This is a genomic window from Kitasatospora herbaricolor (assembly GCF_030813695.1).
Taxonomy (GTDB): Bacteria; Actinomycetota; Actinomycetes; order Streptomycetales; family Streptomycetaceae; genus Kitasatospora; species Kitasatospora herbaricolor.
The window spans coordinates 5561798-5584592 of sequence record NZ_JAUSVA010000002.1 but is presented as its reverse complement, the minus strand read 5'-3'; the positions used below and the strand labels follow the sequence as shown (position 1 = coordinate 5584592).

Below are 22795 nucleotides of genomic sequence, written 5' to 3'. Positions count from 1 at the left end.
TCCGGCCGGACCGCTTTCCGGCCGTTCCGACGCTACTCCGCGTCTCGCCCAATGAGAATATTGGTCTCAGCATAAGAGACGATTGAAAAATGGACTGCCCCCGGACGGCCCTCCTGCTGGAGAATCGGGGCATGGGAAAGACCTACGAACGGATCGACGGACGGCTGCGCGCTTTCATCGAGAGCCAGCCGGTCTTCTTCACCGCGACCGCCCCGCTGGCGGACGACGGCCATGTCAACGTCTCCCCCAAGGGGCGCTCCGGCACCCTGGTCGTCATCGACGAACTCACCCTGGCCTACCTGGACTTCGGCGGCAGCACCGCGGAGACCATCGCCCATCTGCGGGAGAACGGGCGGATCACCCTGATGTGGTGCGCCTTCACCGGGCCGCCCACCGTGGTGCGGGTGCACGGGCGCGGCGAGGCCGTGTTCCGCGACGACCCGCGGTTCGCCGGCCTGGTCGGCCGCTTCGACCCGGCGGCCGACGGCAGTGCCCTGCGGGCGATCGTGCTGGTCCACGCCGAGCGGGTCAGCGACTCCTGCGGCTTCGCCGTCCCGCTGATGGAGTACCGGGAGGACCGCAGCCTGCACTCGGACTTCTTCGACCGCAAGACCGATCCCGAATTCGCCGCCTACTGCGAGGGCAAGGACCACGTCGGCACCAGCATCGACGGGATGCCCGCCCTGCCACTGCCGCTGCCCCCGCGCCCGGCGGCCTGACGGGACTCGCGGGCCCGGCGGGGCCCGGCGGGGCCCGGCGGGGCCCGGCGGGGCCCGGCGGGGCCCGGGGCGGCCCGACGGGCCCGGCGGAGCCGTACGGCAGGCCCGACGGCAGGCCGAAGCCCCCGCCGGAGCCGCTCCGGCGGGGGCGATGGTGCGGCGACGGTTACGGCGTGACGGTGAACCAGGTCGAGCGGGACTTCTTCCACTCGGGGTGGGTCAGGTCCTTGGCCTCGGTGCCGTCGTTGTACAGGTCGGCGGAGCCGTCGTCCGTGATCAGCTGCACCCGGGCGCCGGACACGGTGAGGTCGGGGACGTCCACCACAGCCTCCCAGCCGCCCGCGTCCGTGGTCGGCAGGTCGAGCAGCTTGACCGGGGCCGTGCCGGCCAGGCCGTCCCAGCGGTAGAGCGCGTACGGGTCGGAGTTGTCGTCCGCGGCCCAGGAGCCGGCCACGATCAGGTACTGGCCGGCCGCGTTGCGGCGGATGTCCCGGACGGACAGGCCGCCCAGGTTCAGCTCGATCGGCGTGCCGAAGGTCGCGTGCACCGAACCGCCGGGCAGCTGGTTGAAGTTGGTGACCGGCACCAGCAGCGCCTTGCCGTTGGTGACGGCCGGCGTCAGCGGGGCGCGGAACCCGACGAAGGCGGTGGTGGTGCTGCCCGGCGCGAACTCCAGGCCCTCGACGTTGAAGCCGTCGATCTGCTTGGGGATCTCGCCGGCGGCGGCGCCGGCCGCGAAGCCGTAGTGGTTGCCGTTGGCCTTGTCCCAGTTGATCAGGTCGTCGCGCAGGCCGGTGTACTTGCCGCCCAGGGTGAGCTGGGTGGTGGCGCCGGAGCCGGTGACGTTGGTGGTGAAGACGGTGCGGCGGTCGGCCTTGATCTCGCCGTCCTTGTTGTTGCCGAGCGAGCCCGTCCAGTAGATGGTGTTGCCGACCCGGGTGGCGCCCTCGATGTCGATCTCCTTGGAGACACCGAGCGCGGAGGTGAAGTCCCAGGTGCGCACCGGCGCGCCGGAGGCGTTGCGGTCGTACAGGCGCAGCACGTTGGACTCGTCGTCCGCCACCACGATGTAGCCGTTGCCCGCGTCCACGGCCGCCGAGGCGTCGCTGGACCCGGTCAGGTAGCGGGCGTCGGCGGAGTGCTGGACGGCCGCCGAGGCCGCGTAGTGCAGGGTCTTGGTGGCGGTCTTGCCGCCGAGGCCCGTCACCTTGATCGTCAGGTCCGTGTAACCGACACCCCGCGCGGCCACGTTGAGGACGCGGCTGCCGGTCGTGCCGGCCACCGTGACGTCCGTGGTCTTCGCCACCGCGGTCTTGGTGCTGGCCGAGGCCGCGACGGTCAGCGCGGAGACGTCCGCACCGCTCTGGGCGATCGTGACGGTGACGGTCGGGTCACCGGTCGCCCCCACCGCGCCGGAGAGGTAGCCGGCGGAGAGCGCGATGGTGGGGGTTCCGTAGGTCACCGCGAGCGCGGGGGCGGCGGGGATGACGACGGCGGGCAGTGCGGCGGCCAGGGTGAGCGCGGCGGCGAGGCCGAGCGGACGGCGCGGGTACGACACTGGTGGGGCCCTTCTACGGCGGGGCGGTGCGAGGTCCGGACCAGGCTGAGGTCCCCGGGCGAACGCCGCCCCTACAACACCGGGCCGGCGGGCGAACACCGTCCTTCCGCTGGTGACGCCCCGCCGGGACGCACCGCCGGCCGGTGCCCGCGCGGGCCCGGCGCACCGGTGGGCGGTCAGGCCGCGGCGGCCACCTGGCCGGACGGCGCCGGGCCGGGAACCGGCCGGGGTCGGGGGGCGGCTGCGGGTGGCCGTCCGCGCCCGGTCGTACCGTTGGCCGTGCACCGGAGTAGAACGGATCCCGCACCCATGGCCCCAACCCGCCCGTACGTCCTGCTGAGCGCCGCGATGTCGCTGGACGGGCACCTCGACGACGCCTCGCCGGAGCGGCTGCTGCTCTCCAACCCGGCCGACTTCGACCGGGTCGACGCGCAGCGCGCCGACAGCGACGCGATCCTGGTCGGCGGCAACACCCTGCGCGCCGACAACCCCCGGCTGCTCGTCAACGACCCGGGCCGGCGGGCCGCCCGGGTCACCGACGGGCGCCCCGCGTACCCGCTGAAGGTGACGCTCAGCGCGAGCGGCGCGCTCGACGCGGACCTGCGGTTCTGGCACACCGGCGGCGGCAAGGTCGCCTACACGACGGAGGCCGGGGCCCGGCGGCTGCGGCCGGCCCTGGACGGCCTGGCCGAGGTGGTCGCGCTCGGCGCCGAGGTCGGGCTGGGCGCGGTGCTGGACGATCTGGGCGCCCGCGGGGTGCGGCGGCTGATGGTGGAGGGCGGCGGCAGCGTGCACACCCAGTTCCTCGCCCAAGGCCTCGCCGACGAGCTGCAGCTGGTGGTCGCCCCGCTGCTGGTCGGCCAGGCCGCGGCGCCGCGGTTCGTGCACCCGGCCGCGTTCCCGGGCGGCCCGGCCCGGCGGATGCGGCTGCTGGAGGCACGTACGGTGGGTGATGTCGTCCTGCTCAGGTACGCCCCGAAGGAGCCCGCACCGTGACCGCTGACCAGCGAGCCGTCGATCTCGCCCTGCTCGGCCGGGCCGTCGAGCTCTCGAAGCTGTGCCCGCCGTCCGAAACGGCCTTCTCGGTGGGCGCGGTGGTGGTCGGCGCGGACGGGACGACCGTCAGCGAGGGCTGGAGCCGGGAGGGCGACCCGCTCGTGCACGCCGAGGAGTCCGCCCTGGCGAAGCTCCCCGCCGGGGACCCGAGGCTGCTGGGCGCGACGGTCTACAGCTCGCTCGAACCCTGCGGCCGGCGCGCCTCCCGGCCGCTGACCTGCTCGCAGTTGCTGATCGCGGCGGGGGTCGCCCGGGTGGTGGTGGCCTGGCGCGAGCCGGACCTGTTCGTCACCGACTGCCAGGGCACGGCCCTGCTGGAGGCGGCCGGGATCGAGGTCGTGGAGCTGCCGGAGCTGGCGGCGGCGGCCCGGGCGGTGAACGCGCATCTGATCGGCTGAATTGTTTGTATCATTTTGAAACAAACATCGGCCCTCCGAGGAGTACCACCGTGCCCGTCATCACCGAGCTGTCCGCCCGAGCCCTCCTGCTGGACATGGACGGGACCCTGGTCGACTCCGACGCCGTCGTCGAACGCTGCTGGCGCCGCTGGGCCGCCCGGCAGGGCCTGGACGGCGACGCCGCGATGCGCGTCGTGCACGGCCGCCAGGGCCACCTCTCGATGGCGATCCTGCTGCCGGACCGCCCGATGGAGCAGAACATCGAGGAGAACCGGCTGATGCTCGCCGAGGAGACCGCCGACACCGACGGCGTCGTCCCCGTCCCCGGGGCGCCCGCCTTCCTCGCCTCGCTGGCCGGCCTCCCGCACGCCCTGGTGACCTCCGCCGACGAGGGCCTGGCCCGGGTCCGGATGGGCGCGGCCGCGCTGCCGCTGCCGCCGGTCCTGGTCACCGCCGAGTCCGTCGGCGCCAGCAAGCCCGACCCCGAGGGCTTCCTCAAGGGCGCCGCCGCCCTCGGCTTCGCCCCGGCAGACTGCCTGGCCTTCGAGGACTCCGAGGCCGGCGTCGCCGCCGCCCTGGCGGCCGGCATGCAGGTGGTCGGCATCGGGCCCCGGGCCGCCGCCCACCGGCCGACCGTCCAGGCGGACTCGCTGGAGCAGGTCGAGGTGACCGCCGACGCCGACGGCCGGCTGACCGTCCGGGTCGGCTGAGCCGACCCGAGCCGGGTCGGCGGTCCGACCCGTCGCGACCGGTCGGACCGCCGGCGGGCTCACTGCAACCGGCCCAGCGACGCCCGCAGCCGGCGGGCGTCCCGCAGGCGCTGCTCGTAGGTCGCCCCCAGCACCAGGAGCAGCAGGCCGGCGAAGGCGAGCGGCACCCAGCGCGGCAACAGGCCGAGCACCTGCACCACGGCCGGGGCCAACTCGTGCACGGCGACCAGCAGCAGCGTCGCCCCGCCCAGCAGCAGCGGGCACCGCAGCCGCAGCCGCCCGCCCAGCACCGTCACCGCCAGCGCGGCCGAGCCGAGCAGCAGCGGGCGCAGCCGGCCCCCGTCCGCCCACACCGCCAGCAGGCTGGGCAGCAGCCCGAGGCCGAGACCGGGACCGTAGGCCGTCCAGGACCCCGCCTCGGGGAACCGCCGCCGGTGCAGCACCCCGATCACCAGGGCCGCCACGGCCACCGTGAGGGTGTACGCCTCCGGCGTGCCCACCCCGGAGAGCGCCAGCCGGATCCAGGACGAGCCGATCAGCAGCGCGGTCGCGGCGACCGACGCCGCGCGGCGCCGGTCGGGCCGCAGCGCGACCCCGAGCATCGCGACGCCGGCCACCGCGAGCGCGAACGCCAGTCGCCCGGGCGCCGTGGCGGTGGCGGTCAGCAGCAGGGCGAACCCGCCGAGGGCGTAGCCGGTACGCTCCACCGCCCGCGAGACACCGCCTCCGGCCCACGCCGCCACCGGGGCGGAGGCGACCGCCACCGCGAGCACCGCCAGCAGCACGTCCGCATGGGCCGCCCCCGCCGTGGCGGTGACGGCGGCGGCCTCGGCGCCCAGTGCCGCCGTGGCGCAGGCGGCGGTCACCGCGGGTCGGACGGCGAGCCACCGCCCCGTGGGCACCGAGGCGGCGCGGACCGTCAGGGCGGCCGAGAGGGCGGCGAGCACGGCGAGCACCGCGATGGTCGCCACCCGGTCGGCCGGAGCCCAGAGGAGCGCGAGCACCGCGGCCGTGACCAGCGCCGCCACGGTGGCCGGCCGCACCGGGCGTGAGACGGCGTACCCCACGGCGGCGACCGCGGACCCCGCCGCGACGGCGACCGCGACACCGTACGGCAGCCCGAGGGCCACCGGCAGCAGTGCGAGGGCGGGGACACCGACCAGCGCGGTGGCCGTGGCGAAGGCGCGGCCCGGTTCGGCCGGGCCGGAACCGGAACCGGGGGCCGCAACGGCGGCGGCCTCATGGGGAGAGGCCGGGATGGGCGAACCCGGACCGGGGGAAGCCGGACCGGGGGAGGCCTCAGCGGACGGCAGGCCGAGGTCGGCCCGCGTCAGGCCGTACGCGGTCAGCACGGCGAGCACGGCCAGCAGCAGCCAGAGACCGGTGCCGGCGGCCGGTGCGAGCGACCACTCCCAGGATGCTGACGGCCCGTCCGCCCAGGCCGCCGGGATGTGCCGGATCGGTGCGAGGACAGCCGGCACGATCTCGCCCAGCGCCGGCGCCGAGGCGACCAGCAGGACCAGCACGGCGGAGTGGAACAGCCCGAGCGGGACGACCCGGCCCGGCGGCCGGTCCGACGCGGGAGCCGGCGCGCCGGACCTCGCGGAGCCGCTCACCGAACCCCGCAGCAGCGCGCCCGTCGCCACGGCGAGCAGCCCGGCCGGCGCCGCGTAGGCGACCGCTCCCCACTCCCGGGCCAGCGCCGCGGCGACGGTTCCACCGCCGGCGGCCAGGAGCGCGGCGCCGCCGAGGGCGGCCGCCACCCGCCGACCGCCGGCCGGCAGGCCGGGTTGCGCGCGGCGCGGGTGGCGCAGCGACACCGCCAGCGCGAGCAGCGCGAAGCAGCCCAGCGGCAGCCAGGCCCAGGCGACCACGGTCCACCGCTCGTCCGCTGCTGCCGCCGGGTGGCGCGGCTGCAGCACGGCCGACAGTGAGGCCTGCCCCGCGAGGAACGCGCCCAGCCCACCCCAGAGCGCGGCCGTCGCGCCGACGGCTTGGCGGAACACCGGGCCGGCGGCCGGAAGAGACCTGGCCTCACCACGGCCGGCCACCGCCCGGAGCACCGCGAGGTCGACCGCGGCCGTGGCCACCATCGCCGTGGCCGCCGCGTCGACGCCGTCCAGTCCGAGCGCGTGGACGGCGAGCAGCCCGGGCAGCCGCCCGAGCAGGAACCCGGCCGCCACCGGGAGGCGCAGCCGCAGCAACCATCCGTACGCCGCCGCTCCGGCGCTGGTCAGCGCGGTGGCCGCCGCCCAGTAGGCGGGTGCGGCGACGGCGTCCAGACCCAGCAGGCCGGCGGCCCGCGCGGCGAAGAGGTCCAGCAGCACCAGGGCCAGCCCCACGGCCGCCGAGGTCTGGGCCGTGGCGGACAGGCCGCGGCGGCGCAGTCGCGGGGGCAGTGCGAGGGCGCATCCGGTCAGCACGGCCAGCACGGCGGCGCGCCCGCCGATCCCCAGATACCCCCAGCTGACCACGGTGAAGACCAGCGCCGCGATGGTCACCAGCAGGCCGCCGAGCACCAGCAGGACGGTCTGCGCGGACCGCCCGGACACCTCCGGGCGCCCGGTCGCGGGCGGAGGCGGACCCCACGGGGGCTGCGGGCCCGCCGGGACGCCCCCGGGCTCGTCCCGGCGGGCCCGCAGCCCGGCGAGCAGGTCGTCCCGCTGCCGGAGCAGCACCAGCCGCTGCGCCTCGACGCTCTGCAGCGCGAGCGTCACCTGCCACAGCGTCGCGGCGGCCGGGCCGTCCAGCGGAAGCCGGCACCGACCACAGCGGGCGGGCCGCTCGGCCTCGAACGGCGCCCCGCAGTCAGGGCACGACGGCACCCGGCCGGGAGCGGCGGGGCCGGTGGAGGGTGTGCTGGTCATGCCCAGAGTGTCCCGGCCGAACGGGCGCCGCACATGAGTACGGGTACTCAAACACCGCGCGAGGGGCCCCACGAACGGCCGGCCCGGGCCCTAGGCTGCCCCCATGACGACCCCCGCCTTCTTCGTGGTCACCACCACCCACGACGCCGAGGACGCGGCGCGCGCGCTCGCCGCCGCCGTGGTCGGCGAACGGCTGGCCGCCTGCGCCCAGCTCCACCCGGTCACCTCGGTCTACCGCTGGGAGGGCGAGGTGCGGACCGAATCCGAGTGGCGGGTCGACTTCAAGACCCGCGCCGAACTCTTCGACCGGCTCGCGGCGTTCGTCACGGCGCACCACACCTACGACACCCCGGAGATCATCGCCGTCCCGGTCCTCGCCGGCAGCCCCGCCTACCTCGACTGGGTACGGACCGAGACCGCCGGCTGACCGCCCGGGCGGGTCGGCGGCGGCGACCCGGCAGCAAGGAGGGTTCGCGCCGCCGACACCGGGCGGGCGTACAGTTTCCTGTACCCAGCGGAGGAGTCGGACCATGAAGACGATGACCTATTCGGAGTCCCGTGCTCGCTACGCCGAGGTACTGAACGCGGTGACCGACGACCGCGAGGAGATAGTGATCACTCGCGCCGGACACGAGCCCGTGGTCATCGTCTCCCTGGAGGACTACCAGTCCCTCAAGGAGACCGCATACCTGCTGCGGAGCCCCGCCAACGCCCGCCGCCTCCTGGCCTCCTTCGAGGAGCTGGAGAACGGCGGAGGGACCGTACGGGAGCTGACGGACCCGTCGTGAAGATCACCTTCTCCTCCCAGGCCTGGGAGGACTACCTGTGGTGGCAGGCCCAGGACCGCAAAGTCCTCAGGCGGATCAACACCCTCGTCGCGGACGTCGCGCGCAACGGCAACGAGGGCATCGGCAAACCGGAGCCGCTCAAGCACGGCTTCCAGGGCTACTGGTCGCGTCGGATCAACGACGAGCACCGCTTGATCCACAAAGCCACCGAGGACTCGGTCCTGATCGCCCAGTGTCGCTATCACTACGAGGGCTGAGCCGAGGTCGCCCGTCACCGAAGGCAGGGCGAGCCCCCGTCGTCACCGACCTGGCGCCGGAACGTCCAGCGCCCCTCCGGCACGGCGACGGAGAAGGGGTCGGACCCGACCGGGTCCGACCCCTTCCGTGGTGCACGCCTGACCGGTCGCCCGACCTGCCGCACGCGTACGGCTACACGTTGAAGCGGAACTCCACCACGTCGCCGTCCTGCATGACGTACTCCTTGCCCTCGATGCGGGCCTTGCCCTTGCTGCGGGCCTCGGCGATCGAGCCGCACTCGACGAGGTCGTCGAAGGAGATGATCTCCGCCTTGATGAAGCCCTTCTGGAAGTCGGTGTGGATCACACCGGCGGCCTCGGGGGCGGTGGCGCCCTTCTTGATCGTCCAGGCCCGGGTCTCCTTGGGGCCGGCGGTGAGGTAGCTCTGCAGGCCGAGGGTCTCGTAGCCGACGCGGCCGAGGGTGGCCATGCCGGTCTCCTCCTGGCCCATCGACTGGAGCAGCTCCAGCGCCTCGTCCTCGTCCATGCCGATCAGCTCGGACTCGATCTTCGCGTTGAGGAAGATCGCCTCGGCGGGGGCGACCAGGGCGCGCTGGGCGTCCTTGAACTCCTCGTCGGTGAGCTCGTCCTCGTCGACGTTGAAGACGTAGAGGAACGGCTTGGTGGTGAGCAGGTGCAGCTCGCGGACCGAGGAGGAGTCGAAGCCGGCCTCGAAGAGGGTCCGGCCCTCCTCCAGGATCTTCTGGGCGGCCTCGGCGGCGGCCAGCGTGGCGGCCGACTCCTTCTTCAGGCGCGACTCCTTCTGGAGCCGGGGCAGCACCTTCTCGATGGACTGGAGGTCCGCGAGGATCAGCTCGGTGTTGATGGTCTCGATGTCGTCCTTCGGCGAGACCTTGCCGTCCACGTGCACCACGTCGGGGTCGACGAAGGCCCGGATGACCTGGCAGATCGCGTCGGACTCACGGATGTTCGCGAGGAACTTGTTGCCCAGGCCCTCACCCACGGAGGCGCCGCGGACGATGCCCGCGATGTCCACGAAGTCGACGGTGGCCGGCAGGATCCGCTGCGAGCCGAAGATCTCGGCGAGCTTGTTCAGCCGGGCGTCCGGAACGCCGACGACGCCGACGTTGGGCTCGATGGTGGCGAACGGGTAGTTGGCCGCCAGCACGTCGTTCTTGGTCAGGGCGTTGAAAAGGGTCGACTTGCCGACGTTCGGCAGGCCGACGATTCCGATCGTGAGCGACATGAAGCGCAGTCCCGTGGGCTCGGAGGGAGTGGAGCGGCCACCGTACGGGCCGATCCCCCAGTCTACGGGCTGGCGCTCAGCCGACCGGCTCAGGCTCCAGGAACTCCAGGCGGTTGCCGAGCCCGTCGGCGGCGTGGAAGCGGCGGTACCCGGGGAAGTTCCCGTCCCGGACCACGTGATGGCCGTGGGCGACGAGCCGGGCGGCCAGGCCGTCCAGGCCGTTCACCAGGATGCCGGGGTGCGCCTTGGCGGACGGGGTGAAGTGGGCCACCACCCCGAGGTGCACCTCGACGCCGCCGCCCCGGAACCAGCAGCCGCCGCGGGCCGCCAGCACCGGCGGCTTATCGATCTCGGTCATGCCGAGCACGCCCACCCAGAACTCCCGGCACAGCTCCTCGGCCCCGGCCGGCATGTCGAGCTGCACGTGGTGCAACCGCTCGAAGCCGAAGTCCGCCGTCATGGTTCCTCCCCGTACGCACGATGACGGACCATCATACGACTGCGCCGGACGGAGACACGGAGCAAGCTCCCGATCACCATTACACAGTGTGGCGTTGATCGGACCGTACGTTGGCCAGGTGGAGCAGAGCATCCGTACCCAGCCGCCAGGGCCCCGACGCCGACCGCCGAACGGCGGAGCCGGGGCCGCCGTACCGGGCCCCGGCCGGGCCCCCGAGCGGGCCGCCGCCGAAGGGCCGGACCGGCCCAGGCTGCGGGCGGCCTCCGGGGTCCGGGACGGCGCCCGCCCGGCGACCGGCCCCCGGCTGAGACTCCGGCTGCCCCTGGGCGGCAGGTCCCGGGGGGAGCGGCCGCGCGGCGGCCGGCCGGCCCGGCTGACGGCGGTGGGCACCGGGGTGCTGGCGGTGGCCGGCACCGTACTGGGGGCCGGCGTCGACCGGCTGGTCTTCGGCGGCCTCGGCGTGCTGTTCGGGGTCGGCTACCTGGTGGTCTGCTTCCAGCTGGCGGTACGGGTGCGCCCGGCCGATCTGCTGGCCGCGCCGATCAGCGGGCCGATCGCCTTCGCGGCGGCGCTGCTGCTGCTCGGGCCGGTGTCCAGCTCCGGGGTGACCGCGCAGGTGGTGGCGCTGGCGACCGGGCTGGCGCTGCGGGCCGGCTGGCTGTTCGGCGGCACGGGGCTGGCCGCGGCGATCGTACTGGCGCGCTTCGTGGCGCAGCGCCGCATCCAGCGCAACCGCTGACCGTTCCGGCCCGCCCGGGCGGCTCCACCCGGGCGGGCCGGAAACGGCGGACCGGGCCTGCGGCGGCGCCGCCCCCGGTGCGCGTCCGCGCCCCCGTCGTCACCCGGCCGGTCAGCCGGCCTTGGCCGCCGCCATCGCCGCGCCCACGATGCCCGCGTCGTTGCGCAGCTCCGCCGGGACGACCTCGGCCTCGCGCTTCTTGAGCAGCGGCAGGAACTTCTCGTGCTTGCGGCTGACCCCGCCGCCGATGATGATCAGCTGCGGCGAGAACAGGCCCTCCACCAGGTCCAGGTACTCGTCGACCCGCACGGACCACTGCTCCCAGGTCAGCTCGTGCCGCTCCTTGGCGGCCGAGGAGGCCCGGCGCTCGGCGTCCTTGCCGCGCAGCTCCAGGTGGCCCAGCTCGGTGTTGGGCACCAGGACGCCGTCCGCGAAGAGCGCGCTGCCGATGCCGGTGCCGAAGGTGAGCACCAGCACCACGCCGTCCCGGTCCTTGCCCGCGCCGTGGGCGGTCTCGGCCAGGCCGGCCGCGTCCGCGTCGTTCAGCAGCGTGGCGGGCAGGTCGAGGGCCTCCCGGAAGAGACCCTCCGCGTCCAGGCCGATCCAGCCCTTGTCCACGTTGGCGGCCGTCCGGGTGTGGCCGCCGACCACCACCCCGGGGAAGGTCAGCCCGACCGGGCCCTGGTGGCCGAAGTGCCGGACGACCTCGCAGACCGCGGCGACGACGGCCTCGGGCGAGGCCGGGCGCGGGGTCAGCACCTTGTGGCGCTCCTCGGCCAGCACTCCGCGCCGTAGGTCCACCGGGGCACCCTTGATGCCGGAGCCGCCGATGTCCACGCCGAATACGTTCGCCGTCATGCGTCGTCCCTTCTGTCCACAGGCCTGTGCAACCGTACGGAAGGCCGTTCCGGCACCAACGTACGAGAGGCCGGTCGGCCCCGCCTGCTGATACCCGCGGACGGGCAGCACGACGCCCGGGGCCCCGTGGGGCTCCCGGGCGTCGGACGGACTGCGGACGGGCGGTGGTCAGAGCTTGCCGGCGGCCTCGGCGCGCAGGTCGCGGCGGAGCTCCTTGGGCAGCGAGAAGATCAGGTGCTCCTCGGCGGTCTTCACGATCGAGACGTCGGCGTAGCCGCGCTCGGCGAGGAAGGCCAGCACTCCGTCGACCAGGATCTCGGGCACCGAGGCGCCGCTGGTGAGGCCCACCGTGGTGACGCCCTCCAGCCAGGACTCCTCGATCTCGTCGGCGAAGTCCACCAGGTGGGCGGCCCTGGCGCCGTACTCCAGGCCGACCTCGACCAGGCGCACCGAGTTGGAGGAGTTCTTGGAGCCGACCACGATCAGCAGGTCGACGTCGGGCGCCATCTGCTTGACCGCGACCTGGCGGTTCTGGGTGGCGTAGCAGATGTCGTCGCTGGGCGGGCTGACCAGCAGCGGGAAGCGCTTCTTGAGCTCGCCGACGGTGGCCATCGTCTCGTCGACCGAGAGCGTGGTCTGGGAGAGCCAGACGACCTTGCTCTCGTCACGCACGGTGACATTGGCGACATCCTCGGCACCGTCCACCAGGTGGATCCGGTCCGGGGCCTCCCCCATCGTGCCGACGACCTCCTCGTGGCCCTCGTGGCCCACCAGCAGGATGTCGTAGTCCTCCTCGGCGAACCGGACGGCCTCCTTGTGGACCTTGGTCACCAGCGGGCAGGTCGCGTCGACGGTGGCGAGCCTGCCGGCCTTCGCCTCGTCGTGGACGGACGGCGCGACGCCGTGCGCGGAGAAGACCACGATGGAGCCCTCGGGCACCTCCTCCGTCTCGTCGACGAAGATCGCGCCCTGCTTCTCCAGGGTCTGCACGACGTACTTGTTGTGGACGATCTGCTTGCGGACGTAGATCGGCGCCCCGTACTGCTCAAGGGCCTTCTCCACGGCGATGACGGCGCGGTCGACACCCGCGCAGTAGCCCCGGGGGGCGGCGAGCAGGACGCGGCGCTGAGCAGTGGTGGACATGGCTCCCATGGTACGGGCGTCGTCGAGCCGCGCCGACGGGCGCCACGTACGGGGCCGGGCGCGGCCGGAATGCTCAAATGTGGAGTTTATGGACACCAGCGGCGAGACGGTCGGGCCCGGCGGACTGCGGCGCAGCCTGGGCGTGCGGGACCTGATGGTCTACGGCCTGCTGTTCATCGCCCCGATGGCACCGGTCGGCGTGTTCGGGGTGCTGGACGCGAAGAGCCACGGCGCGGTCGCGGCGGTCTACCTGGCGGCGACCGTCGCGATGGGGTTCACCGCCTTCTCGTAAGCCCGAATGGTGCGCGCGGTGCCGAGGACCGGATCGGTGTTCGCCTACGCGCGGGCCGGGCTGGGCGAGGGGCCCGGGTTCGTGGCGGGCTGGATGGCGATGCTGGACTACCTGCTGATCCCGGCGGTCGCGTACCTGTTCTCCGGCATCGCGCTGAACTCGCTGGTGCCGGACGTCTCCCGCTGGGTGTGGACGACGCTGGCGGTGCTGGTCACCACCGCGCTGAACCTGGCCGGCGTGCGGACGGCGGCCGTGGTGGGCTTCGCGGTGCTGGCGATGGAGATCGCGGTACTGGCGGTGTTCCTGGTGGCGGCGGTGGTGGTGCTGGTGCGCGACGGCGCGGCCCGGGACTGGCTCTCGCCGCTGACCGGGGTCGGGGGCTTCTCCCTCACGGCGGTGCTCTCGGCGGTCAGCGTGGCCGTGCTGTCGTTCCTGGGCTTCGACGCGATCGCCTCCTTCGTGGAGGAGGCGGTGGGCGCCTCGGCCGCGGTCGCCAGGGCGGTGCTGTGGTGCCTGGTGCTGGCCGGGCTGCTCTTCGTCGCCCAGACCTACCTGGCGGCCCTGCTGGAGCCGGACTCCCCGCAGCAGCTGGCGGCCGACCCGGCGGCCCAGGGCGCGGCCTTCTACCGGACGGTGGACATCGCGATCGCGCCCTGGCTGCACACCCTGGTCGCGGTCAGCAAGGCGATCGGCGCCGCCTTCGCCGCGCTGGCCGGGCAGGCCGCGGCGGGGCGGCTGCTGTTCGCGATGGGCCGCGAGGGCCGGCTGCCGCGCGCCCTGGCCGCGGTCGACGGACGGACCGGTGTGCCGCGGCTCGCCCTGCTGACGGCGGCGGTGGTCACGCTGGTCGCGGCGGTCTGGGCGGCCCGCCGGGACGACGGGCTGGACCAGCTGACCTCGGTGGTCGACATCGGCGCGCTGACCGCCTTCGTCCTGCTGCACGCCTCGGTGATCGGCTGGTACACCGTCCGCCACGGCTCCCGGGACCGGCTGCGGCACCTGGTCGTCCCGGTGCTGGGCATCGCGGTGACGGTGGCGGTGATCGTGGAGGCCGCGCACACCGCCCAGTGGGTGGGCGCGGCCTGGCTGGCCGCCGGGCTCGCGGTGCTGTTCGTCCAGGACCGGACCGCTGTCGGCCGGCGGCGCTAGCCTCGTCGGTATGGCCAACACCAGCTCACCCGAAGCCCCGATCCCGGTCGGCAAGGTATCCGCGCTGATCGGCAGCTGGATCGAGCGCCTCGGCGCGGTCTGGGTCGAGGGCCAGATCACCCAGCTGAGCCGCCGCCCGGGCGCGGGTGTGGTGTTCCTGACCCTGCGCGACCCGGAGCGGGACGTCTCGCTGACCGTCACCTGCTTCCGGGCCGTCTTCGAGCAGGTCGCGGACGTGGTGCAGGAGGGCTCCCGGGTCCTCGTGCACGCCAAGCCCGAGTGGTACGGCGCGCGCGGGACGCTGTCGCTGCGGGCGGGCGAGATCCGGCTGGTCGGGCTGGGCGAGCTGCTCGCCCGGCTGGAGCAGCTCAAGCGCAGGCTCGCCGCCGAGGGCCTGTTCGCGGCCGACCGCAAGCGCCCGCTGCCGTTCCTGCCGCAGTGCGTCGGCCTGGTCACCGGGCGGGGCTCGGCGGCCGAGCGGGACGTCCTGGAGAACGCCCGGCGGCGCTGGCCGGCCGTCCGGTTCGAGGTCCGCAACGTCCCGGTGCAGGGCGCCGCCGCGGTGGCGCAGGTGTCGGCGGCGGTCCGGCAGCTGGACGAGCACCCCGAGGTGGACGTGATCATCGTGGCCCGCGGCGGCGGCAGCGTGGAGGACCTGCTGCCGTTCTCGGACGAGCAGCTGGTGCGGCTGGTCGCGGCCGCCCGGACGCCGGTGGTGAGCGCGATCGGCCACGAGCCGGACCAGCCGCTGCTGGACTTCGTCGCCGACCTGCGGGCCTCGACCCCCACCGACGCCGCCAAGCGGGTGGTGCCGGACGTCGGCGAGGAGCTGGCCAAGGTCCGCCAGCTGCGCGACCGGGCCCGGCGCCAGGTCACCGGCCGGGTCGAGCGCGAGCAGCACGGCCTGGACGGCGTGCGCAGCCGCCCGGTGCTGGCCGCGCCGCAGCGGATGCTGGACGGGCGTACGCACGAGGTGACGGCCATGCTGGAGCGCGCCCGGCGCACCCTCGGCCACCGGCTGGACGCCGCCGAGTCGGACCTCGGGCACACCCTGGCCCGGGTGGTGGCGCTCTCGCCGGCCGCCACGCTGGAGCGCGGGTACGCCGTGCTGCAGCGGGCGGACGGCACGGTGGTGACCGATCCGGCCCAGGTCGCGGCGGGCGACGCGCTGCACGCCCGGGTGGCGGCCGGCGGCTTCGGGGTGACGGTCGACCCGGAGGGCTGACCCGCCCCCGGGCGGCGCACCGTCGGTTCGCCGCCGGCGCGGCCGGGTGCCCGGCGCGGCGGCCGTTCTGTCGGCCCCGCCCCCTAGGCTGGCCCCATGGCAGACCAGGAGAACCAGCAGGAGAGCGGGCAGCCGCGGACGGCCGACGACGCTCTCGGGTACGAGCACGCCCGGGACGCGCTGCTGGAGGTCGTCCGGCAGCTGGAGACCGGCGGGACGTCGCTGGAGGAGTCGCTGGCCCTCTGGGAGCGCGGGGAGCAGCTGGCGAAGGTCTGCCAGCGCTGGCTGGACGGCGCCCGGGCCAGGCTCGACGCGGCGCTGGCCGCCGAGGAGGCCGCCGACCAGGGGTGACCGGGAAGCGGAGTGACACGTGTCACATCACCCCGGGGAACAGTTGAATGTTCACTCATGTTGTCAACGGGTGATCGGCTCCCCGGCCGACCCCCCATACCGCTCAGCATGAGGTGCACAAGCATGACGACTGCAGCCAACGACGCTCTGGTGCTCGACGCCGCCGCCCAGGACCTCCTCTTCCGCGAGGCCCGCACGGCCAACACCTTCACCGACGAGCCGGTCAGCGACGAGCAGATCCAGGCCGTCTACGACCTGGTGAAGTACGGCCCGACCGCGTTCAACCAGCAGCCGCTGCGCATCGTCCTGGTCCGCTCGGCCGAGGGCCGCGAGCGCCTCGTCAAGCACATGGCGGACGGCAACAAGCCCAAGACCGCGAGCGCCCCGCTGGTCGCCATCCTGGCCGCCGACAACGAGTTCCACGAGGAGCTCCCCTCGCAGCTCCCGCACTTCCCGCAGGCCAAGGACATGTTCTTCTCCGAGCGCCCGGTGCGTGAGTCCTCCGCCCTGCTCAACGGCGCCCTGCAGGCCGCCTACTTCATCATCGGCGTGCGCGCCGCCGGCTTCGCCGCGGGCCCGATGACCGGCTACGACGCCGACGGGCTGAACAAGGAGTTCTTCGGCGACGGCGACCACTCGGTGCTGGCCGTGGTCAACATCGGCAAGCCGGCCGAGGACGCCTGGTTCCCGCGCTCCCCGCGCCTCGCCTACGACGAGGTCGTCACCACCGTCTGATCCGCCAACCGCCCCCGGGCGGACGCACCGAAGGGCCCCGGCCGGTCGAAACTCCTCGACCCGCCGGGGCCCTTCGGCTTGCGGTCCGCCGGGCGCACGCGCCTCACTTCAGCGCGTCGGCCAGCTGCTCCAGTTCCTCGTACGAGGCGGTGCCGGTCACCAGCGTGGTCGCGTTGCCGCTCTGGACGGCCAGCGCCCGGGCCTTGCGGCCCTGGACCTTGTCCCAGCTCGCGCCGTCCACCGTCGCGGTGCCGTCCGGCTCGCCGCCGGCCACCATGGCCGCCAGCACGTCCGCGCGCGGCGCGTCGCTCTGCTCGACGGCCGCGTACTGCCCGGACGGGGTCACGAAGCCCAGGTGCCAGGTGTTGTGCCCGTTGTTGCCGGCCCGGCTGCCGTCCCGGTACTCCACCGAGGTGGCCTTCCACCTCTCCGGCAGCCCCTCCGGCGACAGCAGCGGGAACGGCGCGTCCCGCTTGGCGGAGGACGCGGCGGCGCGGTACTCGACCGCGTGCACGCCGTCGCCCTCGGAATGCGGCATGAACGCGTACCCGACCGCGACCACACCACCGATGGCCACCATCGACAGGACCATGTCCCGTACCGTCTGCCGGCCCCTCATGCTGCTCTTCCCTGCCATCCCCACATGGTGACCCATCGCGCCCGGGGCCCCCGCACCCGGGGTACCCGCGAACGGGTGAACAGGGACATACCGCCCCGGAGCCGGCGCAGCGGGGACCCGCGCCACAGACAGTGCTCCGGCAGGAAGATACGATCGCAGCACCCTCACCACGGCGTTCGACCGGGCAGTAGTCGGGCGCTTACCGGCCGTCGCGTACAGAGAGGTATCGACGATGACCACGCACGCGGTACACAGCAACTTCCCGAACACCCTCCCGCAGTCTCTCGAGGTGGCCCCCGAGGCCCCCGACCGCAACCTCGCGCTCGAACTCGTCCGGGTCACGGAGGCCGCCGCGATGGCGGCCGGCCGCTGGGTCGGCCGGGGCGACAAGAACGGCGCCGACGGCGCCGCGGTCAAGGCCATGCGCACCCTCGTCTCCACCGTCTCGATGAACGGCATCGTCGTCATCGGGGAGGGCGAGAAGGACGAGGCCCCGATGCTCTACAACGGCGAGCGGGTCGGCGACGGCACCGGCGCCGAGTGCGACGTCGCGGTGGACCCGGTCGACGGGACCACCCTGACCGCCAAGGGCATGGCCAACGCCGTCGCCGTGCTGGCCGTCGCCGACCGCGGCACCATGTTCGACCCGAGCGCCGTGTTCTACATGGACAAGCTCGTCGCCGGCCCCGAGGCCGCCGAGTTCGTCGACATCACCGCCCCGCCTGCCGTCAACATCCGCCGGGTCGCCAAGGCCAAGGGCAGCGCCGTCGAGGACGTCACCGTGATGATCCTGGACCGCCCCCGCCACGACGACCTGGTCCGCCAGGTCCGCGAGGCCGGCGCCCGGATCAAGTTCATCTCGGACGGCGACGTGGCCGGCGCCATCATGACCGCCCGCGAGGGCACCGGCGTGGACCTGCTGCTGGGCATCGGCGGCACCCCCGAGGGCATCATTGCGGCCTGCGCGATGAAGTGCATGGGCGGGGTCATCCAGGGCCGACTGTGGCCCAAGGACGACGCCGAGCGGCAGAAGGCCCTCGACGCCGGGCACGACCTGGACCGGGTGCTCACCACGAACGACCTGGTCAGCGGCGAGAACGTGTTCTTCGTGGCGACCGGCATCACCGACGGCGAGCTGCTGCGCGGTGTGCACTACCGCCAGGAGACCGCCACCACCAGCTCGCTGGTGATGCGCTCCAAGAGCGGCACCATCCGGGAGATCCACTCCACCCACAAGCTCTCGAAGCTGCGGGCCTACAGCGCGATCGACTTCGACCGCGCGAACTGACCGGACGGACCGACGGCGCCCGGGGTCACGGACCGGAGTCCGGACCGGGACGAGAGTCCTGACAGAACGTGAGCAGCGGCCTCGGCGGAATCCCCCTCCGCCGAGGCCGCTGCCGTCTCCGTACCGGTCTTCGACCCCTCCCCGTCCGGCCCCGCGGCCACTGCGTCCCGACCGTCGCGCTCCGGGCCCGGCCCAGCCGGGCGGTCCCGCTCAGCCCGCTATCCGGCGGGTGGCCGGCACCCGGGCGGCTTCGCGGAGCTCCACGTCCCGGCGGCGCCGGCGGGCCAGCACCACCCGGCGCTCGGCGGCCGTCAGGCCGCCCCACACCCCGTACGGCTCCGGCTGGACCAGCGCGTGCTCGCGGCACTCCAGCAGGACGGGGCAGCGGGCACAGACCCGCTTCGCCTGCTCCTCGCGGGCCAGCCGGGCCGCCGTCGGCTCCTTGGACGGTGCGAAGAACAGCCCCGCCTCGTCCCGGCAGCAGGCGGCGCCCGTGTGCCAGGGGTTGTCCTCGTCGTGCGACGGCGACGGCGCGGGCTGCGGCGCGGCGGCGACAGGACGAATGGTGCGGGACTCGATCGGATGCAGCACGGCGTACTCCTGACGAGGCTCAGTCTCGGGGGAAGGCTCGCGTCCCTGCCCGGCTGCCCCGTGCCACACCCCCCGGGGGCCGGCCCAGGCCGCCTCCGGTGTCACAGCCGTACAAGAAACGATGTGCGTGAGGAACTACCCCGCCCCATCCGGATTCATGCACACCGCACGCAACTGACTACGGAGTGCACTCGACGCAATGTCGAGTGCCTGCCGGGGAGTTGACGGAGAGTTGACGGAGAGTACGGACGGCGGGGGCGGACGGCGGGGTTCCCCCACCGCCGCGCCGCCCCCGCCGCGTCCCGTCCTGCCGCCCTGCTCCGGTCCTGCCGTCCCGTTCCCGTCCTGCCCCGCTGCCCTGTTCCCGCCGGCGCCCCCGCCGGCGCCGTCCCGCTGCGGCCCGATCGTCCGCCGACGCGCGCCGGGAGGCAGGGCCGGCTCAGGTGCCGAGCTGCTTGCGCACCCACTCCTTGAGCTTCTTGCCCTTGCGCGGCTTGGCCTCGCAGCCGCCGAACACCGCGGCGCCCTTCACCCGCACCACCGGTGCGTACGGGTCGGCCGCCGTCTGCTCCTTCACGTCGAAGCCGCCGAAGATGCCCACCCCGCCGCCGTGCAGGCTGACGTTCTCCGGCACCTTGATCTCGACCCCGCCGAACACCGCGGCCACCTCGATCACCACCTCGGGCGACTCGAACACCGCGTCCGTGAGGTCGATCTCGATCCCGCCGAACACCGCGACCGCGCGCAGGTGCGAGCCGACCCGCCAGCGGCCCTTGCGGGACGCCCCGCCGAAGACCGCCAGCATCGTCGGCGCCTCCTGCCGGGCCGGCGGCCGCGGCACGGGCACCGGAGCGCCCAGCGGGGGCTTCTCGAAGGAGATCGACCCGTGCGCGGGCAGGTCCCGGGTCAGCGGCGCCAGCTCGCCCAGGGTCTTCGCCCCGTACGCCGCCTCGATCCGCTCGGCGTGCTCGTCGACGTTCAGCCGGCCCTCCGCGTAGGCGTCGCGGAGCAGCTCGGCGACCCGCTCGCGGTCGGCGTCCGAGGCGCGCATCTCCGCCTCCGCCACCGGGGCGCCGGCGTCGGTCCGCGCGGGTGCGCGCACGGGCTCGGGCTTGGTCATCGGTACGGGCGCGTGCCCCTGGTCGTCCTGCGGCTGGTCGTCCTGCGACGGCGAGTTGTCCACGGGGAAAGACTAGTCACCACGGGCCGCTCCCGAACGGCAGTTCCCCCGGTTCCGCGTGACTCCCGTCACGCAGGCGGACCTGTGCGCGTGCGGTGTTCCTCCGCCGCCTACCCTTGAGGGTGCTTCGCCGCCGCAGCCGGATCACCCTAAGGACCGCCCCCATGGCTCCCACGCCAGACTTCGACTACACCGACCTGCTCCCCCTCGGTGCGGACCCCACGCCCTACCGGAAGATCACCTCCGAGGGCGTCTCCACCTTCGAGGCCGGCGGCCGCCGCTTCCTCAAGGTCGAGCCCGAGGCCCTGCGGCTGCTCACCGCCGAGGCGATGCACGACATCTCGCACTACCTGCGCCCCGCGCACCTCGCCCAGCTGCGCCGCATCCTGGACGACCCCGAGGCCAGCCCCAACGACCGCTTCGTCGCGCTGGACCTGCTGAAGAACGTCAACATCTCGGCCGGCGGCATCCTGCCGATGTGCCAGGACACCGGCACCGCGATCGTCATGGGCAAGCGCGGCCAGAACGTCCTCACCGAGGGCCGCGACGAGGCCGCCATCGCCGGCGGTGTCTTCGACGCTTACACCAAGCTCAACCTGCGGTACTCGCAGATGGCCCCGCTGACCATGTGGGACGAGAAGAACACCGGCAGCAACCTGCCCGCCCAGATCGAGCTGTACGCCACCGACGGCGACGCGTACAAGTTCCTGTTCATGGCGAAGGGCGGCGGCAGCGCCAACAAGTCGTACCTGTACCAGGAGACCAAGGCCATCCTCAACGAGGCCTCGATGCTCAACTTCCTGGAGCAGAAGATCCGTTCGCTCGGCACCGCGGCCTGCCCGCCGTACCACCTGGCGATCGTGGTCGGCGGCACCAGCGCCGAGTTCGCGCTCAAGACCGCCAAGTACGCCTCGGCCCACTACCTGGACGAGCTGCCCACCAGCGGCTCCGCCAGCGGCCACGGCTTCCGCGACCTGGAGCTGGAGGCCAAGGTCACCGAGCTCACCCAGAAGATCGGCATCGGCGCCCAGTTCGGCGGCAAGTACTTCTGCCACGACGTCCGCGTCATCCGCCTCCCGCGGCACGGCGCCTCGCTGCCCGTCGCGATGGCCGTCTCCTGCTCCGCCGACCGCCAGGCGCTCGGCAAGATCACCGCCGAGGGCGTCTTCCTGGAGCAGTTGGAGACCGACCCGGCCAAGTACCTGCCGGACACCACGGACGAGCACCTCGACGACGACGTGGTGCGGATCGACCTCGACCAGCCGATGTCCGCCATCCGCAGCGAACTCTCCAAGTACCCGGTGAAGACCCGCCTTTCGCTCACCGGCACGCTCGTGGTCGCCCGCGACATCGCGCACGCCAAGATCAAGGAGCGGCTGGACGCGGGCGAGGGCATGCCCAAGTACCTCCAGGACCACCCGGTCTACTACGCGGGCCCCGCCAAGACCCCCGAGGGCTTCGCCTCCGGCTCCTTCGGCCCCACCACGGCCGGCCGGATGGACTCCTACGTCGACCAGTTCCAGGCCGCCGGCGGCTCGATGGTCATGCTCGCCAAGGGCAACCGCTCCAAGCAGGTCACCGACGCCTGCGCCAAGCACGGCGGCTTCTACCTCGGCTCCATCGGCGGCCCCGCCGCCCGCCTCGCCCAGGACTGCATCAAGAAGGTCGAGGTCCTGGAGTACGCCGAGCTGGGCATGGAGGCCGTCTGGCGGATCGAGGTGGTGGACTTCCCCGCCTTCGTCGTGGTCGACGACAAGGGGAACGACTTCTTCCGCGAGACCACCGAGGGCCCGCTGATCACCAGCCTGCGGGTGCGCTCGGCGGAGTAGCCCGGCGGGCTCCCGCGGCCCCCGGCGAACGAACGCCGCCGCCCCGGACTCCTGGAGTCCGGGGCGGCGGCGTTCGGTGCGGTCGGGGTGGGCGGCAGGACGCGGCGACCGCCGGTGGCACGGCCATATCCGATAACCACCGGAATGCGCCGACGGACTCCTCCGGAAAAGGCGTTCCCCCACCTGCGGCGACGCGCCCACCAGGGACGGCGCCTTCCGGATCGTCCGAGGCCGGCGGCCCGGTGCCCGTCCTTACGGCCGGCTGGTGATCGACCCGAGCGGCTCGAAGGGCCGCTCGGTGCCGTTGTCGTCGCCGGACTTCGGCTCCACCGGAGTTCCGTAATCCCCGCCCTGGAGGCCGAAATCGACAGACTCCTCGTCCGTCGGCGGGGCATACTCGGCCGGGGCCGTCGTGGCGACGGCTGCGTCCGCCACGGTCTCCTGCGCCGCCGCGACCGTCGTGGCGGCAATCGACTCGGCAGGTGTCTGCGGGGTTTCCGCCGACACGGAGGGCGTGCTCTCGTCGTGGGCCATGGGATGGCCCCCTTTCACATCATCCGTCAGATCCGAGCGCTCCCGGCCTGACTGGTCAGGGCGCGCGGACAGTATCGTAGAGACCGTTAAATGTCTTATAAACATCGCACCGCCAACCCTCCGGTCCACCGTTTGCGCCATGCCGCCTAAGCTGACGCCCTACGGCGGACCGTCGAGCGCTCCGAGCGAGAAACTTCATCACA

General features: G+C 73.7%; 21 protein-coding genes and 2 pseudogenes. 13 read left to right on the top strand and 10 right to left on the bottom strand.

The genetic code is table 11. From position 1 onward, the window contains the following. The first annotated feature begins 131 nt into the window (after nt 1–131). Nucleotides 132–719: a pyridoxamine 5'-phosphate oxidase family protein gene (locus J2S46_RS24805; protein WP_191293967.1), complete on the top strand. Its 588-nt coding sequence runs from the start codon at nt 132–134 to the stop codon at nt 717–719. A gap of 166 nt (nt 720–885) precedes the next feature. Here J2S46_RS24805 and J2S46_RS24800 read toward each other — a convergent pair whose 3' ends face one another. Then, on the bottom strand, nt 886–2277 hold the full coding sequence (locus tag J2S46_RS24800) for a DUF3616 domain-containing protein (protein ID WP_370882235.1): 1392 nt from the start codon (nt 2275–2277) through the stop codon (nt 886–888). Between the two features lie 309 nt (nt 2278–2586). Here J2S46_RS24800 and J2S46_RS40915 point away from each other — a divergent pair. After that, nucleotides 2587–3731: pseudogene (locus J2S46_RS40915) on the top strand (dihydrofolate reductase family protein). A 95-nt stretch (nt 3732–3826) separates the two neighbouring features. Continuing rightward, complete coding sequence (locus J2S46_RS24785) at nt 3827–4441, top strand: HAD-IA family hydrolase (protein WP_370882329.1); 615 nt, start codon at nt 3827–3829, stop codon at nt 4439–4441. A gap of 59 nt (nt 4442–4500) precedes the next feature. On the opposite strand, the gene J2S46_RS24780 is transcribed toward J2S46_RS24785, so the two are convergent. Continuing rightward, nucleotides 4501–7308, bottom strand: coding sequence for an SCO7613 C-terminal domain-containing membrane protein (locus J2S46_RS24780; RefSeq protein WP_191293963.1), 2808 nt, complete (start codon nt 7306–7308; stop codon nt 4501–4503). Nucleotides 7309–7411: 103 nt separating this feature from the next. Between J2S46_RS24780 and cutA the strand changes: the two genes are divergently transcribed. From cutA to J2S46_RS24765, 3 genes are all read left to right on the top strand, one after another. Beyond that, a complete protein-coding gene (gene cutA / locus J2S46_RS24775; RefSeq protein WP_191293962.1) occupies nt 7412–7735 on the top strand; it encodes a divalent-cation tolerance protein CutA in 324 nt (107 codons plus the stop codon). A gap of 103 nt (nt 7736–7838) precedes the next feature. Then, nucleotides 7839–8096 carry a type II toxin-antitoxin system Phd/YefM family antitoxin gene (locus tag J2S46_RS24770; protein WP_191293961.1) on the top strand — a complete coding sequence of 86 codons (258 nt, stop codon included), beginning with the start codon at nt 7839–7841 and terminating at the stop codon, nt 8094–8096. Next, complete coding sequence (locus J2S46_RS24765) at nt 8093–8353, top strand: Txe/YoeB family addiction module toxin (RefSeq protein ID WP_191293960.1); 261 nt, start codon at nt 8093–8095, stop codon at nt 8351–8353. Before J2S46_RS24770 ends, J2S46_RS24765 begins: the two co-directional genes overlap by 4 nt. A gap of 172 nt (nt 8354–8525) precedes the next feature. Here J2S46_RS24765 and ychF read toward each other — a convergent pair whose 3' ends face one another. Beyond that, nucleotides 8526–9599, bottom strand: a complete 1074-nt coding sequence (ychF, locus tag J2S46_RS24760) for a redox-regulated ATPase YchF (protein WP_190214545.1) — start codon at nt 9597–9599, stop codon at nt 8526–8528. 76 nt (nt 9600–9675) lie between these two features. Next, nucleotides 9676–10059, bottom strand: a complete 384-nt coding sequence (locus J2S46_RS24755) for a VOC family protein (protein ID WP_191293959.1) — start codon at nt 10057–10059, stop codon at nt 9676–9678. A 118-nt stretch (nt 10060–10177) separates the two neighbouring features. Between J2S46_RS24755 and J2S46_RS24750 the strand changes: the two genes are divergently transcribed. After that, nucleotides 10178–10798 (top strand): DUF6542 domain-containing protein, encoded by a 621-nt coding sequence (locus J2S46_RS24750; protein WP_191293958.1) that lies wholly within the window; start codon nt 10178–10180, stop codon nt 10796–10798. Nucleotides 10799–10909: 111 nt separating this feature from the next. Here the strand turns inward: J2S46_RS24750 and ppgK are convergent, their stop codons facing one another. Continuing rightward, a complete protein-coding gene (ppgK, locus tag J2S46_RS24745) occupies nt 10910–11656 on the bottom strand; it encodes a polyphosphate--glucose phosphotransferase (protein WP_191293957.1) in 747 nt (248 codons plus the stop codon). A 168-nt stretch (nt 11657–11824) separates the two neighbouring features. After that, on the bottom strand, nt 11825–12808 hold the full coding sequence (locus tag J2S46_RS24740; RefSeq protein ID WP_191293956.1) for a 4-hydroxy-3-methylbut-2-enyl diphosphate reductase: 984 nt from the start codon (nt 12806–12808) through the stop codon (nt 11825–11827). A 79-nt stretch (nt 12809–12887) separates the two neighbouring features. On the opposite strand from J2S46_RS24740, the pseudogene J2S46_RS24735 reads away from it, so the two are divergent. The 4 genes and pseudogenes from J2S46_RS24735 (at nt 12888) to J2S46_RS24720 (ending at nt 16551) form a co-directional block, all read left to right on the top strand. Further along, nucleotides 12888–14240 (top strand): annotated as a pseudogene (locus J2S46_RS24735) (APC family permease). A 10-nt stretch (nt 14241–14250) separates the two neighbouring features. Then, on the top strand, nt 14251–15465 hold the full coding sequence (gene xseA / locus J2S46_RS24730; RefSeq protein ID WP_191293955.1) for an exodeoxyribonuclease VII large subunit: 1215 nt from the start codon (nt 14251–14253) through the stop codon (nt 15463–15465). 96 nt (nt 15466–15561) lie between these two features. Continuing rightward, entirely contained in the window at nt 15562–15816 is a 255-nt protein-coding gene (locus J2S46_RS24725) for an exodeoxyribonuclease VII small subunit (protein WP_191293954.1), read from the top strand. Nucleotides 15817–15939: 123 nt separating this feature from the next. Then, on the top strand, nt 15940–16551 hold the full coding sequence (locus J2S46_RS24720) for a malonic semialdehyde reductase (protein WP_191293953.1): 612 nt from the start codon (nt 15940–15942) through the stop codon (nt 16549–16551). Between the two features lie 103 nt (nt 16552–16654). On the opposite strand, the gene J2S46_RS24715 is transcribed toward J2S46_RS24720, so the two are convergent. Then, complete coding sequence (locus J2S46_RS24715; RefSeq protein ID WP_191293952.1) at nt 16655–17188, bottom strand: DUF4245 domain-containing protein; 534 nt, start codon at nt 17186–17188, stop codon at nt 16655–16657. Nucleotides 17189–17402: 214 nt separating this feature from the next. On the opposite strand from J2S46_RS24715, the gene glpX reads away from it, so the two are divergent. Beyond that, nucleotides 17403–18458 (top strand): class II fructose-bisphosphatase, encoded by a 1056-nt coding sequence (gene glpX / locus J2S46_RS24710; RefSeq protein ID WP_073926308.1) that lies wholly within the window; start codon nt 17403–17405, stop codon nt 18456–18458. Nucleotides 18459–18668: 210 nt separating this feature from the next. Here glpX and J2S46_RS24705 read toward each other — a convergent pair whose 3' ends face one another. Together J2S46_RS24705 and J2S46_RS24700 are read right to left on the bottom strand one after the other, a co-directional pair. Further along, nucleotides 18669–19049: a WhiB family transcriptional regulator gene (locus J2S46_RS24705; RefSeq protein WP_191293951.1), complete on the bottom strand. Its 381-nt coding sequence runs from the start codon at nt 19047–19049 to the stop codon at nt 18669–18671. A 439-nt stretch (nt 19050–19488) separates the two neighbouring features. Further along, the gene (locus tag J2S46_RS24700; RefSeq protein WP_370882234.1) at nt 19489–20232 is read right to left on the bottom strand and encodes a DUF1707 SHOCT-like domain-containing protein; all 744 of its coding nucleotides are present in this window, start codon (nt 20230–20232) and stop codon (nt 19489–19491) included. 161 nt (nt 20233–20393) lie between these two features. Here J2S46_RS24700 and J2S46_RS24695 point away from each other — a divergent pair, with 161 nt between their 5' ends. Continuing rightward, complete coding sequence (locus J2S46_RS24695) at nt 20394–22058, top strand: fumarate hydratase (RefSeq protein ID WP_191293950.1); 1665 nt, start codon at nt 20394–20396, stop codon at nt 22056–22058. 252 nt (nt 22059–22310) lie between these two features. Here the strand turns inward: J2S46_RS24695 and J2S46_RS24690 are convergent, their stop codons facing one another. Beyond that, nucleotides 22311–22592, bottom strand: coding sequence for a hypothetical protein (locus tag J2S46_RS24690; protein WP_191293949.1), 282 nt, complete (start codon nt 22590–22592; stop codon nt 22311–22313). Nucleotides 22593–22795 lie beyond the last annotated feature (203 nt).